The organism is Paenibacillus harenae DSM 16969, from assembly GCF_000422465.1.
In the GTDB taxonomy this organism is placed as follows: Bacteria; Bacillota; Bacilli; order Paenibacillales; family Paenibacillaceae; genus Pristimantibacillus; species Pristimantibacillus harenae.
Genome location: NZ_KE383844.1, coordinates 211,292 through 225,529 on the forward strand (window position 1 = coordinate 211,292; position 14,238 = coordinate 225,529).

The 14,238-nt window shown below is 57.1% G+C and carries 13 protein-coding genes; 1 reads left to right on the plus strand and 12 read right to left on the minus strand.

All coding sequences use genetic code 11. The features are described 5' to 3' along the window. Window positions 1-195: 195 nt before the first annotated feature. From purD to purS, 8 genes are all read right to left on the minus strand, one after another. The gene (gene purD / locus H581_RS0125015) at window positions 196-1,461 is read right to left on the minus strand and encodes a phosphoribosylamine--glycine ligase (protein WP_028612381.1); all 1,266 of its coding nucleotides are present in this window, start codon (window positions 1,459-1,461) and stop codon (window positions 196-198) included. 89 nt (window positions 1,462-1,550) lie between these two features. After that, a complete protein-coding gene (gene purH / locus H581_RS0125020) occupies window positions 1,551-3,098 on the minus strand; it encodes a bifunctional phosphoribosylaminoimidazolecarboxamide formyltransferase/IMP cyclohydrolase (RefSeq protein ID WP_028612382.1) in 1,548 nt (515 codons plus the stop codon). A 365-nt stretch (window positions 3,099-3,463) separates the two neighbouring features. Further along, entirely contained in the window at window positions 3,464-4,075 is a 612-nt protein-coding gene (gene purN / locus H581_RS0125025) for a phosphoribosylglycinamide formyltransferase (protein ID WP_028612383.1), read from the minus strand. Then, window positions 4,075-5,118: a phosphoribosylformylglycinamidine cyclo-ligase gene (gene purM, locus H581_RS0125030; protein ID WP_028612384.1), complete on the minus strand. Its 1,044-nt coding sequence runs from the start codon at window positions 5,116-5,118 to the stop codon at window positions 4,075-4,077. The genes purN and purM overlap by 1 nt, the downstream gene beginning before the upstream one ends. Window positions 5,119-5,215: 97 nt before the next feature. Next, window positions 5,216-6,697, minus strand: coding sequence for an amidophosphoribosyltransferase (gene purF, locus H581_RS0125035; protein WP_028612385.1), 1,482 nt, complete (start codon window positions 6,695-6,697; stop codon window positions 5,216-5,218). Beyond that, window positions 6,682-8,925 carry a phosphoribosylformylglycinamidine synthase subunit PurL gene (purL, locus tag H581_RS0125040; RefSeq protein WP_028612386.1) on the minus strand — a complete coding sequence of 748 codons (2,244 nt, stop codon included), beginning with the start codon at window positions 8,923-8,925 and terminating at the stop codon, window positions 6,682-6,684. Before purL ends, purF begins: the two co-directional genes overlap by 16 nt. Further along, entirely contained in the window at window positions 8,903-9,598 is a 696-nt protein-coding gene (gene purQ, locus H581_RS0125045; protein ID WP_028612387.1) for a phosphoribosylformylglycinamidine synthase subunit PurQ, read from the minus strand. Before purQ ends, purL begins: the two co-directional genes overlap by 23 nt. Window positions 9,599-9,602: 4 nt before the next feature. Then, window positions 9,603-9,845 carry a phosphoribosylformylglycinamidine synthase subunit PurS gene (gene purS, locus H581_RS0125050; protein WP_028612388.1) on the minus strand — a complete coding sequence of 81 codons (243 nt, stop codon included), beginning with the start codon at window positions 9,843-9,845 and terminating at the stop codon, window positions 9,603-9,605. Window positions 9,846-10,073: 228 nt separating this feature from the next. Here purS and H581_RS39380 point away from each other — a divergent pair, with 228 nt between their 5' ends. After that, on the plus strand, window positions 10,074-10,196 hold the full coding sequence (locus H581_RS39380; protein WP_281169569.1) for a hypothetical protein: 123 nt from the start codon (window positions 10,074-10,076) through the stop codon (window positions 10,194-10,196). Between the two features lie 101 nt (window positions 10,197-10,297). Here the strand turns inward: H581_RS39380 and H581_RS0125060 are convergent, their stop codons facing one another. The 4 genes from H581_RS0125060 to purE are packed head-to-tail and all read right to left on the minus strand — an operon-like array spanning window position 10,298 to window position 14,170. Next, on the minus strand, window positions 10,298-11,194 hold the full coding sequence (locus tag H581_RS0125060) for a phosphoribosylaminoimidazolesuccinocarboxamide synthase (RefSeq protein WP_028612389.1): 897 nt from the start codon (window positions 11,192-11,194) through the stop codon (window positions 10,298-10,300). 15 nt (window positions 11,195-11,209) lie between these two features. Further along, complete coding sequence (gene purB, locus H581_RS0125065) at window positions 11,210-12,505, minus strand: adenylosuccinate lyase (protein ID WP_028612390.1); 1,296 nt, start codon at window positions 12,503-12,505, stop codon at window positions 11,210-11,212. Between the two features lie 7 nt (window positions 12,506-12,512). After that, entirely contained in the window at window positions 12,513-13,688 is a 1,176-nt protein-coding gene (gene purK, locus H581_RS0125070) for a 5-(carboxyamino)imidazole ribonucleotide synthase (protein ID WP_028612391.1), read from the minus strand. Continuing rightward, entirely contained in the window at window positions 13,685-14,170 is a 486-nt protein-coding gene (gene purE, locus H581_RS0125075) for a 5-(carboxyamino)imidazole ribonucleotide mutase (protein ID WP_028612392.1), read from the minus strand. The genes purK and purE overlap by 4 nt, the downstream gene beginning before the upstream one ends. Between the last annotated feature and the right edge of the window lie 68 nt (window positions 14,171-14,238).

Genomic DNA, 14,238 nt, shown 5'->3' on the forward strand with positions numbered 1-14,238 from the left:
GATAGTTTTATCATAGAAGAATAGGAGAGTAAGAGAGTTACAAATTAGTAACATGGTTCGAGCCCTATCGAGCGGAAGGGACTGCTTCTCTCTTTACGCGACAATATCTAATAAAAAAGCTCAACCCCGCTGCCTGAAATCGGCAACGGAATTTGAGCTTTTATACGAAGTCGTTTCTAGGCCGCCCCGGATGAATTAACGAAGCGCCTTAGCCGCGATATCCGTACGGTTCTGCTTGCCTTCAAAATCAATCACGCTGACCGCTTCATACGCTCGGGCGCGGGCCTCCGCGATATCGCGGCCGCGGCCGACAACGCCGAGAACGCGCCCGCCGTTCGTGACGAATTGGCCTTCCTTCTCGGCCGTCCCGGCGTGGAACACCAGCGCGCCCTGCGCCTCGGCTTCTGCCAGGCCCGTTATGACGCGGCCCTTCGGATACGAAGCCGGGTAACCCTCAGATGCGACAACGACGCAAACCGCCGCTTCGTCGCTCCACCGGATATCCAGCTGATCCAGTCTGCCGTTAAGCGATGCGATAACAATATCGAGCAGATCGGTCTGCAGCCGCGGCAATACAACCTGCGTCTCCGGGTCGCCCATGCGCGCGTTGAATTCGATCGTCTTCGGGCCGTCCTTCGTGATCATGAGGCCTGCGAACAATACGCCGCGGAAAGGACGACCTTCGCTAACCATCGCTTTAGCGGTAGGGATAATGATGTTCGCGATAGACTCGTCAATAATGGCCTGATCGATATGCGGAAGCGGTGTGTAAGTTCCCATCCCGCCCGTATTCGGACCCTTGTCACCGTCGAAAATCGGCTTATGATCCTGAGCCGGCACCATCGCCCGCACCGTCTCGCCGTCCACGAAGGCAAGAATGGACATCTCCTGCCCTTCCAGAAATTCTTCGATGACGATTTGGTTGCCCGCTTCGCCGAACACCTTATCGACCATCGCTTCGCGCAGCGCTTGCTCCGCTTCCTCAAGCGTTGCCGCTACCGTAACGCCTTTGCCGGCTGCAAGGCCGTCCGCTTTTATGACGATCGGAGCCGTCTGCTCTCGCAGGTAAGCGGAAGCCGATTCATAATCGGTGAACGTCTCGTATTTCGCTGTCGGGATGTTGTATTTCTTCAGCAGGTTTTTCATGAAGATTTTGCTGCCTTCGATCTCGGCTGCGTTTTTGCGCGGACCGTAGGTCTGGATGCCCTCTGCTTCGAAGGCATCCACGATGCCGTCCGCAAGCGGGTCATCCGGTCCGACGAATACGAGGTCGACCGACGCGTCCTTCGCGAAACGGATCAGCTCGTCGAACTGGCTTACCGCGATCGGCACGCACTCGGCAAGCTGCGCGATGCCGGCGTTCCCCGGCGCGCAGAAAACTTCCTTCACCTTCTCGCTCTTCTTCAGCGCCCAGACAATCGCATGCTCCCGTCCGCCGCCGCCAACTACTAAAATGCGCATATAAATTCAACCTCCCAAGTTACTCGGTCATTCTCCGCCTTCATCGATAAGCTCTGTGCCGTGCCGTGTGGAATTAGTGGGGCAAGGCTCTAGTGTTTAAAGTGGCGAACGCCCGTGAATACCATCGCGATGTTATTCGCGTTCGCGGCAGCGATCGACTCTTCGTCCTTAATCGAGCCGCCCGGCTGGATGATTGCCGTAATGCCTGCTTTTGCCGCCAGCTCTACCGTATCTCCCATCGGGAAGAATGCATCGGAAGCGAGAGCTGCGCCCTGTGCTTTCTCTGCCGCTTGCTCGATAGCGATACGGGCAGCGCCCACGCGGTTCATTTGACCGGCGCCAACGCCTACCGTCATATCATCCTTAGCCAGCAGGATTGCATTCGACTTCACGTGCTTAACGACCTTCCATCCGAACAGAAGCTGCTTCAGCTCTTCCGCGGTCGGTTTACGGTCCGTCACAAACTGCAGATCCGATTCCGTCAAGCTGTGAACATCGCTCTCTTGTACAAGCATGCCGCCGTCAACCGATGTCACGACCCACTCCGGCTTGCGCTCGCCGGCTGCGGACAATGCGCCCAGCTTGAGCAGGCGGATGTTTTTCTTTTTCGTCAAAATATCCAAAGCTTCCGGCGCAAAGTCCGGCGCAATAATAATTTCCAGGAAGATACTACCGAGCAGCTCGGCCGTATCCGCGCCGATTGTGCGGTTAGCCGCCACAATACCGCCGAAGATCGAGGTCGGGTCGGCTTCGTACGCTTTTTGATACGCCTCGTGAATGGAAGCGCCGATCCCTACACCGCATGGATTCATGTGCTTAACCGCAACCACTGCCGGCTCGTCAAATTCCTTCAGAATCGCAAGCGCAGCGTTCGCGTCATTGATATTGTTGTACGAAAGCTCCTTGCCGTGCAGCTGCTCTGCCGTTGTGACATTGCCCGGCGCCGCAAGCGGCTTGCTGTAGAAAGCGGCCTTCTGGTGCGGGTTCTCGCCATAGCGCAGATCCTGTACCTTCTCATAAGTGACCGTGTAAGACTCAGGAAGCGGCTCGCCCATTTGCTTCGAGAGGTAATCGGAGATCAGGGAGTCGTACGCCGCTGTGTGACGGAAAACTTTTGCCGCAAGACGCTTACGCGTTTCGAGCGAAGTATCACCGCCGGCCTTCACTTCCGCTAGAATCGTTTCGTAATCGCCGGCGTCGACGACAACCGTTACGAAAGCGTGGTTTTTGGCAGCGGAGCGGAGCATGGTCGGACCGCCGATATCGATATTCTCGATGGCGTCCTCATAGGAAACATCCGGTTTCGCGATCGTTTCCTTGAACGGGTACAGGTTAACGATAACAAGATCGATGTAGTCCAAGCCAAGCTCTTTCATCGCTTTCTGGTGCTCTTCGTCATCGCGAACCGCAAGCAGGCCGCTATGTACAGCCGGGTGCAGCGTCTTCACGCGTCCGTCCAGAATCTCAGGGAACCCCGTCACTTCGGAAATGCCGATGACCGGAACCCCTTCCTTCTGCAGCAGGCTGAACGTCCCGCCCGTTGAAATAATTTGCACGCCTTGGCTTGCCAACTCTCTGGAGAACTCCACGATTCCCGTCTTATCGGAAACACTGATTAACGCTCTGCGAATTGCCACGCAATACAACCTCCTCGTCGTTTTGACCAACCTTTATTTTAACCAAGCTGAAACGCCTATCGGCGTCCTTATTTGAGGACGCAACAGATCTAATTTCCAGATCTAATCGACCAGACTTCCGCCTCATGAGCTCATAACCGCCGCATCCGGCGCCATTAGATCTAACTTTTAGATCTAATGAGCCTAAGCCAGCTCATATTAGCGGATTAGATCTCATTTCCAGATCTAATCGACCAGACTTCCGCCTCATGAGCTCATAACCGCCGCATCCGGGCGCCATTAGATCTAACTTTTAGATCTAATGAGCCTAAACCAGCTCATATTAGCGGATTAGATCTCATTTCCAGATCTAATCGATCAGCCAACTACCGGCGCACCGTTACGCGCCGTCCATCCAGCGAGACGCGGCCCTGCGCGATCTTCTGGATGACGGTAGGCAGCAGCGCTTGCTCCGCCGCGTGAATGCGCTCGGCGAGCGAGGCCTCCGTGTCCTCGTCCGCCACCTCCACCGCGGCCTGCGCGATGATCGGCCCGCTGTCCATGCCGCCGTCCACGTAATGGACGGTAACGCCGGTCAGCTTAACGCCGTACGCCAGCGCTTGGCCGATGCCGTTCACCCCGGGGAAAGCCGGCAGCAGAGCCGGATGGATATTGATCATCCGGCCGTAATACGGCTCCACAAGCACGGACGTGATGATGCGCATATAACCCGCCAGCACGATCAGCTCGACGCCGCGCCGTTCCAGCTCGGCGGCAATTTCCGTCTCGTAAGCCTCGCGGGACGGGTATTCCTTCGGCGTGAACAGGAACGTGTCCACGCCGGCTTCGCGCGCCCGCTCTACGACGGGAGCGGCGGGCCTGTCACAAACAAGAAGCTCGATGGTTACATCGAGCTTCCCCTCCCGCACCGCTTCCGCGATCGCTTGGAAGTTCGAGCCTTGTCCCGAGGCGAAAACGGCGATGCGAAGCGATCCCATTATACGTCCGCTCCCGTAAACGTCACGATGCGGCTTCCTTCCGTAACCGTTCCGATACGGTAAGCCTGCTCGCCAAGCTCAGCCGCGATGCGAAGCGCCTCGGCAGCTTGATCGGCCGGAACGACAACCACCAATCCGATGCCCATATTGAACGTTGTGAACATATCGCGGTTCGAGATGCCGCCCTTCTGCTGCATCAGCTCAAAAATCGGGAGGATCGGCCACGATCCGTACGCGATATCTACGTTAACGCCATCCGGCAGCACGCGCGGAATATTTTCGATAAAGCCGCCGCCCGTAATATGCGCCATGCCTTTCACTTCCACCTGCTCAATCAGCTTCAGCGCCGATTTCACATAGATGCGAGTCGGCTCGAGCAGAACGCCGCCAAGCTTCGCGCCGCCAAGCTCGTCAAGCTGCTGATCCAGCGTGTAACCCGCTTCTTCGAGCAGCAAGCGGCGTACAAGCGAGAAGCCGTTGCTGTGAATGCCGCTGGAGGCAACACCGATGACCGCGTCGCCGGCCGCAATCGTGGAACCGTCGATCATTTTTTTCTTATCGACGATACCGACCGTGAAGCCCGCGATATCATACTCGCCGGCTGCGTACATCCCCGGCATCTCTGCCGTCTCGCCGCCGATCAGGGAACAGCCCGCCTGCACGCAGCCCTCCGAAATACCGGCGACGATCGCTTCGATTTTCTCCGGCACAACCTTGTCGCATGCCAGGTAATCGAGGAAGAACAACGGCTCCGCGCCCTGTACGATAATATCGTTCACGCACATCGCAACGGCATCAATGCCGATCGTGTCATGCTTGTCCATGGCAAAAGCAAGCTTCAGCTTCGTGCCGACGCCGTCCGTACCGGATACAAGCACAGGCTCCTCGTACTTGTCCTTGTTCAGGCTGAATAGTCCGCCGAAGCCGCCCAGCTCCGCCAGCACCTCGGGGCGGTAAGTCCGCTTCACGTGTTTTTTCATCCGTTCAACCGCTTCGTTACCAGCCGCAATATCGACGCCGGCTTTTTTGTACGCTTCTGACACTCTCGGTCAACTCCTTAAAATTTTCTGCGGGCCGAAACGCCGTGCGCCGTCCCGTCCATACGGAGGCGTATATTCGTTTCGCTGTGCCCGCTTATGATTAACAGCTGCAGCTCTTATCCGACTCTTCGTTAACCGGCGTTGGATAATCGTTATTGAAACAAGCCAGACACATGCCGCGATTATACGCGCCGTCATTGCCGCCAACTGCTTCAATAAAGCCCTCGTCGCTCAAAAAGGATAATGAATCCGCATTAATCTGCTTCCGGATTTCTTCAACCGTCCGGGAGGAAGCAATCAGCTCCTTGCGGTCGGGCGTGTCGATGCCGTAATAGCAAGGGTTCTTGAACGGCGGCGACGTAATCCGCACATGCACCTCGGTCGCGCCAGCTTCGCGAAGCAGAGTGACGATACGAAGCGAGGTCGTGCCGCGAACGATCGAGTCGTCAATCATCACGACGCGTTTGCCTTCCACCACCTTGCGGACGGCGGACAGCTTCATCTTCACGCCTTTCTCGCGCAGCTCCTGGGAAGGCTGAATAAAGGTCCGGCCGGTATATTTATTCTTGATAAGTCCAAGCTCATACGGAATGCCGGTCTGCTCCGCATAACCGATCGCCGCCGAGATGCTCGAATCGGGCACGCCCGTTACGATATCCGCGTCGACGAACGATTCCTGCGCCAGCTGGCGACCCATCCGTTTGCGGGCCGAATGAATGTTAATGCCGTTAATATCACTGTCGGGCCGGGCAAAATAAATGTATTCCATCGCGCATGTCGCGCGGCGCTCCACCTCGGCATAACGATCCTGGCGCATGCCGTCCGCGTCGAAAATAAGCAGCTCGCCCGGCTGTACGTCACGCTCATACTCCGCGCCGATCGTCTCAAAAGCGCAGGACTCCGACGAGAAAACGTAGCCCTCGCCGATACGGCCCATCACGAGCGGACGAAGGCCGTTCGGATCGGACGCGACAAGCAGCTTGTCGTTCGTCATGATCAGGAAAGCGAATCCCCCGATAATACGCTGCAGCGCTTCCTTCGCAGCCGTCTCGAAATCCTTCGACGAGCGGGCGATCAAATGCGCGATAACCTCCGTGTCGCTTGATGTTTGGAAGATCGAGCCCGACATTTCCAGCTCTTTGCGAATTTCGGGCGCATTCACGATGTTGCCGTTCGTCGCGACCGCAAGGTCGCCGTCTCTATAGCGGAAAATAAGCGGCTGCGCGTTGGCGAGCTTGCTTTCTCCCGCCGTCGAATAGCGGACATGGCCGATTGCGCGGTCTCCCGCCAGCATGTCCAGCTTCTCCTTGTCGAACACTTCCTTCACAAGGCCCATGCCGCGGTGATACGCGAACTTTTTGTCGTTCTTCGTATCGACCGTGCAGATGCCCGCGCTTTCCTCGCCGCGGTGCTGCAGCGCATGAAGGCCGTAATAGGAGAGATTCGACGCCTCGGGGAGATTGAACACCCCGAATACGCCGCATTCCTCGCGCAATTTATCAAAAATATCGTCACGGCCGATGCCTTCGTTATAGTGGTCTCCCGTCCACAGCACAGGCTCCTGTCTTATTTCATCAGACATGGAATCGCATCCTTCCAGACCTTCTCCAGTTGTTGTACCGGCGCCTGAATGCCGGCTTTTCCATTGACGCTGATGGTCAGGCTTCTGCCTTTAACCGATCCGATCGCCGCATTGGCCACGCCTTGCCCGGTGAGCCATGCTTGCAGCTCCGCCGCTTGCTCCGGCTTAGCCGACAGCAGGATGCGGGACTGCGATTCGCTGAATAACAGATGGTCCGCCCGCAGATCGGACGTCAGCGAGACTTCCGCCCCGAGGCGCCCGCTGATGCAGGACTCGGCAACCGCTGCCGCGATTCCGCCTTCGGACAAGTCATGCGCCGAAGCGACGAGACCCTTCTGGATCGCGCCAAGCACCGCGCCTTGTACTTTTTTCTCCGTTGCCAGATCGATGACCGGCGGACGGCCGCTTGCCGCGCCTTCCAGCACGTATTGCAGCTCGCTGCCGCCAAGCTCCGCTTTCGTCTCGCCGACGAGAATGATAACGTCGCCTTCCGCTTTGAAGCCTTGCGTCGTAATGTGATCAATATCATGCACGAGACCGACCATGCCGATAACCGGCGTCGGGTAGATCGCGCCCTTCGCGTTCTCGTTGTACAAGCTCACGTTGCCGCCGATAACCGGCGTATTCAGCGTCACGCAAGCTTCGGACATGCCGTCCGCCGCTTTCTCGAGCTGCCAGAATACTTCCGGCTTCTCCGGATTGCCGAAGTTCAGGTTATCCGTAACGGCGAGAGGCTCGGCGCCGGAGCAGATAATGTTGCGCGCAGCCTCGGCCACCGCGATGCGTCCGCCTACTTCCGGATCCAAATAGACGTAACGGCCGTTACAGTCCGTCGTCATCGCAAGCGCCTTGCGCGTGCCGCGGATCGTCACAACTGCCGCATCGGAGCCTGGTTGAACGGCCGTCGATGTGCGAACCATGTAGTCATATTGATTGTAGACCCACTCTTTGCTAGCGACCGTAGGGGAAGCAAGCACTTTCTCGAGAGCGCCGGTCAGGTCGGTTACTTCCGCAAAAGCCGCCGTGTCGACCGCAGCGTTTTCGCTGTAGTATGCAGGCTCCTTCGAAGGCTTCTCGTATACCGGACACTCGTCTACGAGCGCTTTAACCGGCATATCGGCTACCTGTTCCCCTTTGTGGAACAAGCGGAGACGTCCGTCATCGGTTACTTTGCCTACTTTGGCGCAAATAATGCCCCAACGCTCAAAAATTTCCTTCGCCTGCTCCTCATGGTGCGGCTCCACGACGAAGAGCATGCGCTCTTGCGACTCGGAAAGCATCATTTCGTAAGGCGTCATATCCGTCTCGCGCTGCGGCACCTCGTCAAGGTACAGCTCAAGGCCGTTGCCCGCCTTGGATGCCATCTCCGCGCTGGAGCAGGTAAGGCCCGCCGCACCCATATCCTGAATGCCAAGCACGATGCCGGAATCGATCAGCTCAAGCGTCGCTTCCATAACCAGCTTCTCCATGAACGGGTCGCCGACTTGCACCGCGGTGCGTTTCTCTTCGGATTCTTCCGACAATTCGACGGAAGCGAAGGTCGCGCCGTGAATGCCGTCGCGGCCGGTTGCGGGGCCAACGTAAAATACCGGGTTGCCTACCCCTTTCGCCACGCCGCGCTGAATTTTATCGTGATCGATGAGGCCGACGCACATCGCGTTAACGAGCGGATTGCCCTCATAGCTTTCGTCGAACATCACCTCGCCCGCAACCGTCGGGATCCCGATGCAGTTGCCGTAACCCGCGATGCCGCTGACGACATGCTCGAACAAATATTTGACGCGTTCATTCTCAAGGTTGCCAAAGCGCAAGCTGTTCAGCAGAGCGATCGGACGCGCGCCCATGGAGAAAATATCGCGGATAATGCCGCCGACGCCGGTCGCCGCTCCTTGATAAGGCTCAACCGCCGAAGGATGGTTATGCGATTCGATTTTGAAAACGACCGCCTGGTTGTCGCCAATATCGACGATGCCCGCGCCTTCGCCGGGACCCATCAGGACGCGAGGGCCCGTGACGGGGAACTTTTTCAGAATCGGCTTGGAGTTCTTATAGGAGCAGTGCTCCGACCACATGACGCTGAAAACGCCAATCTCCGTATAGTTCGGCTTACGGCCCAGAAACCCGCAAATAAGCTCATATTCATAATCGGATACGCCAAATTGGCTGTAAATCTTCTGATCGGCAATTTGCTCCGCCGTCGGTTCCTTAGCCGTTAACTGCTGCGCCATGTTGTTCCCTCCATGCATTCAAAATCGATGTAAACATCCGTTTGCCGTCTTCCGAGCCCAGCAGTTGATCGATCGCGCGCTCCGGATGAGGCATCATGCCGACGACGTTGCCCGCTTTGTTGCTGATGCCGGCGATATTTTCAACCGAACCGTTCGGATTCGTGTCGCCCGCGTAGCGGAATACGATCTGATTGTTCGCTTTAAGCTCGGCAAGCGTTGTGTCGTCGCAGAAGTAATTGCCCTCGCCGTGCGCGATCGGAATGTTGATCATTTCGCCTTTCGAATACTGATTCGTGAAGGCGGTTGTGTTGTTCGCCACTTCAAGCTGCTCCTGCTGGCATACGAATTTCAGTCCGTTGTTGCGGATCAATGCGCCGGGCAGAAGGCCCGCTTCCGTCAAAATCTGAAAACCGTTGCAAATGCCAAGAATATACTTACCGGCTTCCGCCGCCTTTTTCACTTCGTTCATAACCGATGCGAATTGGGCGATCGCGCCGCAGCGCAAGTAATCGCCGTAAGAGAAGCCGCCCGGAACGAGAATGGCGTCATACGCGGACAGGTCCGTTGCCGTATGCCATACATAGTCGACGGATTGCCCGATCGTGTCTTCAACGGCTTTGAAGCAGTCTATATCGCAGTTAGAGCCGGGAAATACGAGTACCGCAAACTTCATCGCCTTATCCCTCCAGTTCAAATCGGAAGTCTTCTACAACCGTGTTCGCGAACAGCTTCTCGCACATCGCTTTGACGCGTGTCTCCGCTTCCGCGCGATCGTTCGTATCCAGCTCGACTTCCAGATATTTGCCGATGCGCACTTTTTCGACTTCGTTGAAGCCGAGCGAGTGCAGCGCACCTTGTACAGCTGTTCCTTGCGGATCTAAAACGTTTTGCTTGATAGTGACGTAGACGGTTGCCTTCATAGTAGCCTCCTGGAAAATGGGTTTTTCTCGGTAGTTAGTTTGCTGAAAATGCATGGTCGCGCGGGCGCGGGAGTGTATGCCTGCGTCGCATTCGAAGCCGGGAAAATTTGATTGCGCGCGCTGCGGTAATTTCCCGGACTTCAAGATGCGATCGCTGCCGCTCTCCGGCAGACACTTCCCGCTCTCCGCGCTCTCGCATTTTCACAAAATAACTCGCGAGGTTGGTCGGTGAAGCAAAGGTACAGCCGCGCTTGGCAGCTGGCTGCGATTTTTTTGGATGCAGCGGCTTTGCCGCCTTCCGTCTGCTTTTGGAACGAGCGCTGGGCGGCTCGTCTGTTCGTTATGCAATAACGGTAATTTCTGGCGTTATTTCTGCTGAAGCGCAAGGTTACTGGCGAATAGCGGTAATTTCTAATGTTATTATGCCTATTTCGGCGTCTGGCGGAAATATTCTATAGTTCGGCGCCAGTCAAGCGGCGGTAGATGTCGCGGTAGCGGGCCGTTGTTTCAGCAACTACGGAATCGGGCAACGGAGCCGGCTTGCTGTCGCGGTCCCAATCGGAGCCGAGCAGATAGGTGCGCACCGGTTCTTTGTCCATGCTGTCGATTTCGATGTCATAAGCATAGTTCGCCTCCGCCCAGAAACGGGAAGAGTCCGGCGTAAATATTTCATCGATGAGAATCACTTTGCCGTCGATAAGTCCGAATTCGAATTTGCAATCGGCGAGAATAATGCCATGCTCCGCGCAATAACCGTGCGCGAATTCGTAAAGCTTGATGCTCCGGTCGCGAAGTTCCTCAGCGAGCTCTGCGCCGACCATTTCGGCCATCTTCCCGAACGGAATGTCCTCGTCATGGCCGATGTCATTCTTCGCCGCCGGCGTGAAGATCGGCGATGGGAAACGTTCGTTTTTGCGCATGCCTGCCGGAAGCCCGATGCCGTTAATCGCCGACGTCTGCTGGTATTGTCTCCAGCCGCCGCCCGTGATATAGCCCCGGACGACGCATTCGATGTCGATGCGTTCCGCTTTGCGCGTCACCATGATGCGGTTCTTGAGCAGCTCGGGCTCCGTTACAAGGCCGCCCAGCTTCTCCACGTCGGTATGAACCACGTGATTCGGTTGAATATCGGCCGTTTGCTCGAACCAGTACGCCGACAGGCGGTTCAGTACGTTTCCTTTGTCCGGCACCGCCGGGTCCAGCACATAGTCGAATGCCGAGATCCGGTCGGTCACGACGATCAGGAAATGCTCGCCCAGATCGTAAAGCTCGCGTACCTTGCCCTTATAAATCAGCGGAGCCTTAATATAATCGACGGCCGTCGATAAAGCTTGCGGTTGTGCGCTCATCCGGCTTTCCTCCCCTTAGTACAATCCCAAACGCGTGAAGATCGTATCGACATGCTTCAAATGCCATGCCGGGTTAAAGCAATCCTCGATTTCCTCTGCGGAGAGCACCTCGGTAATTTCCGGTGTCGACTCGACGATCGAGCGGAATTGGCGCTGCTCCTCCCAAGCCTGCATCGCGCGCGGCTGAACCGTATCGTACGCCTGCTCGCGGCTGAAGCCTTTGTCAATCAGCTTCGTCATGACGCGGCCGGAGAACGGCACGCCGTACGTCGCCTGCATGTTGCGCTTCATATTTTCCGGGAACACGGTCAGGTTGTTGATGATGTTACCCAGTCGGTTCAGCATGTAGTTCAGCAGCATCGTCGCATCCGGCAGGATGACGCGCTCCGCCGACGAATGGCTGATGTCGCGCTCATGCCAGAGCGGCACGTTCTCGTAGGCTGTCAGCATATGGCCGCGAATGACGCGGGAGAGGCCGGACATGTTCTCGCAGCCGATCGGGTTGCGCTTATGCGGCATCGCCGACGAACCCTTCTGCCCCTTCGCGAACGGCTCTTCCACCTCGCGGAATTCGCTCTTCTGCAAGGCGCGAATCTCGGTTGCGAACTTGTCGAGCGAAGTAGCGATCAAAGCGATCGAAGCCATATATTCGGCGTGACGGTCGCGCTGCAGCGTTTGCGTCGAGATTGGAGCTGCCGTTATGCCGAGCTTCTTGCAGACGAACTCCTCAACGAAAGGATCGATGTTCGCGTACGTGCCGACGGCGCCGGACATTTTGCCGAATTGAACGCCGTTAGCCGCATGGTTGAAGCGCTCCAGGTTCCGTTTCATTTCCTCGTACCAAAGCGCCATTTTCAAACCGAACGTGGTAGGCTCCGCATGAACGCCATGCGTACGGCCCATCATCGGCGTATCTTTATATTGAATCGCTTTGTTGCGGAGAATCTCGACAAAACGTTCAATATCCTTTCTCAAAATCTCATTCGCCTGCAGCAGCAGATAACCAAGCGCGGTATCTACGACGTCCGTAGACGTTAAGCCGTAATGCACCCATTTGCGCTCCGGCCCGACCGTTTCCGATACGGCGCGGGTGAACGCGATGACGTCGTGGCGCGTGTCCTGCTCGATTTCATAAATGCGGTCGATATTGAAGCTTGCACTGCGGCGAAGCGCCTCAACGTCCTCCTTCGGAATGACGCCAAGCTCGGACCAAGCCTCGCATGCGCAAAGCTCAACCTCCAGCCACGCTTTGAATTTGTTCTCCTCCGTCCAGATCGCTCTCATTTCCGGTCTGCTGTAACGCTCCAACATGATTGCTTCACACCTTCCAAATAGTCGTTTCTTCAATCCAGCCCAGCGCGGCGTCTATGTGAGAAGCCAGCACGTTCACGTGGCCCATCTTCCGCTTCTCGACCGCATCCTTCTTCCCGTACAAATGCACCTTCGGCGCGGCTCCGAACCGCTCCGCCGCCTCATCCCTGCCGGCCATCCGCGCAAGCAGCGGCTCTAGATGCTGGCCGAGCACATTTACCATGACGACCGGGCTCATGAGCGCCGTATCTCCGAGCGGCAAACCGCATACCGCGCGCACATGCTGCTCGAATTGCGACGTCCGGCAAGCCTCCATCGTGTAATGTCCGCTGTTATGCGGCCGCGGCGCAAGCTCGTTCACGAACAGCTCGCCGCTCGCCGTATAGAACAGCTCCACGGCAATGAGTCCGACAACGCCCAAGCCCTCCGCGATCCGGATCGCGAGGCGCTCGGCTTCGCGCTGCACCGTTTCGCCGATCCGTGCCGGCACGATGGATAAATGCAATATATTATCGACGTGTATATTTTCCGCAACGGGGAAAGCTTTTATTTCACCCTGCGGATTTCGCGCCGCTATAACCGATAATTCCTTCTCGAAGCGGATGAACTGCTCCAGCACGAGCTGAACGCCCGCCCGCGCCAGCGTCTCATACGCTTCCGGGATTTCTTCCTCGCCTCGGATGACCCACTGGCCCTTGCCGTCGTAACCGCCCGTCGCCGTCTTCAGCACGCAGGGCGTTCCGAAGCGCTTCACCGCCTCGCGAAGCTCGTCTACGCTGCGGATTTCGCTGTACGGCGCAACCCGTACGCCCGCCGCTTCAATCGCCCGCTTCTCGCGCAGCCGGTGCTGCGTCGCGTAGAGCAGCTCGCTGCCCTGCGGCACGTAGGATTCCGCCATCAGCATCGCCGCTACGCTGGCATCGACATTTTCGAATTCGTATGTGATGACATCCGAACGTTTAGCGAGCTCGCGGGCCGCTTCGCGATCGTCATACGCCGCTGTGATTTGTTCCGCGACCTGTCCGGCCGGCGCGTCCGGCGTCGGATCCATTGCGACGAAGCGATACCCCATCGCGCTGCCCGCATTCGCCATCATCCGCCCGAGCTGGCCCCCGCCGAGAATGCCGATCGTGCTTCCCGGCAGCACGGTCTTCGGCTGCTGCTTCAACACTCCGCCGCTCATAACGTCTCGCTGCTCTCGAGCACTTCCCGCTTCACGCGCTCGCGTCTGGCTTGCACGCGCGCCTGAACCTCGGGATCGAACGCTCCGAGCATTTGCGCAGCCAGCAGGCCGGCGTTCGTACCGCCCGCGTTGCCGATCGCTACGGTAGCGACCGGAATGCCGCCGGGCATCTGTACGATCGACAGCAGCGAATCGAGCCCGCTCAAATTCGACGACTTCACGGGAACGCCAATAACCGGCAAAATCGTCTTCGCAGCGACCATGCCGGGCAAATGCGCAGCTCCGCCGGCTCCGGCGATAATCACCTTCAGCCCGCGTTCAACCGCGGTCTCCGCATATTCAAACATTAAATCCGGCGTCCGATGCGCCGAAACGACCTTTTTCTCATAAGGAATTTGCAATTCCTCCAGAACTTCGCAGGCTAATTTCATTGTGTCCCAATCCGATTTGCTGCCCATGATGACGCCCACCTTCGCCGACATGCGATCAAACCTACCTTCATATGAGATGATAAAAACGTAAAAAGGCCCGTCAGCAACCTATATAATAA

Bases quoted from the DNA above. Each gene is read 5' to 3' on its own strand.
- purD (WP_028612381.1), bottom strand. From the start codon at position 1,461: ATGCGCATTTTAGTAGTTGGCGGCGGCGGACGGGAGCATGCGATTGTC.
- purN (WP_028612383.1), bottom strand. From the start codon at position 4,075: ATGGGATCGCTTCGCATCGCCGTTTTCGCCTCGGGACAAGGCTCGAAC.
- purF (WP_028612385.1), bottom strand. From the start codon at position 6,697: ATGTCTGATGAAATAAGACAGGAGCCTGTGCTGTGGACGGGAGACCAC.
- purL (WP_028612386.1), bottom strand. From the start codon at position 8,925: ATGGCGCAGCAGTTAACGGCTAAGGAACCGACGGCGGAGCAAATTGCC.
- purQ (WP_028612387.1), bottom strand. From the start codon at position 9,598: ATGAAGTTTGCGGTACTCGTATTTCCCGGCTCTAACTGCGATATAGAC.
- purS (WP_028612388.1), bottom strand. From the start codon at position 9,845: ATGAAGGCAACCGTCTACGTCACTATCAAGCAAAACGTTTTAGATCCG.
- H581_RS0125060 (WP_028612389.1), bottom strand. From the start codon at position 11,194: ATGAGCGCACAACCGCAAGCTTTATCGACGGCCGTCGATTATATTAAG.
- purB (WP_028612390.1), bottom strand. From the start codon at position 12,505: ATGTTGGAGCGTTACAGCAGACCGGAAATGAGAGCGATCTGGACGGAG.
- purK (WP_028612391.1), bottom strand. From the start codon at position 13,688: ATGAGCGGCGGAGTGTTGAAGCAGCAGCCGAAGACCGTGCTGCCGGGA.
- purE (WP_028612392.1), bottom strand. From the start codon at position 14,170: ATGTCGGCGAAGGTGGGCGTCATCATGGGCAGCAAATCGGATTGGGAC.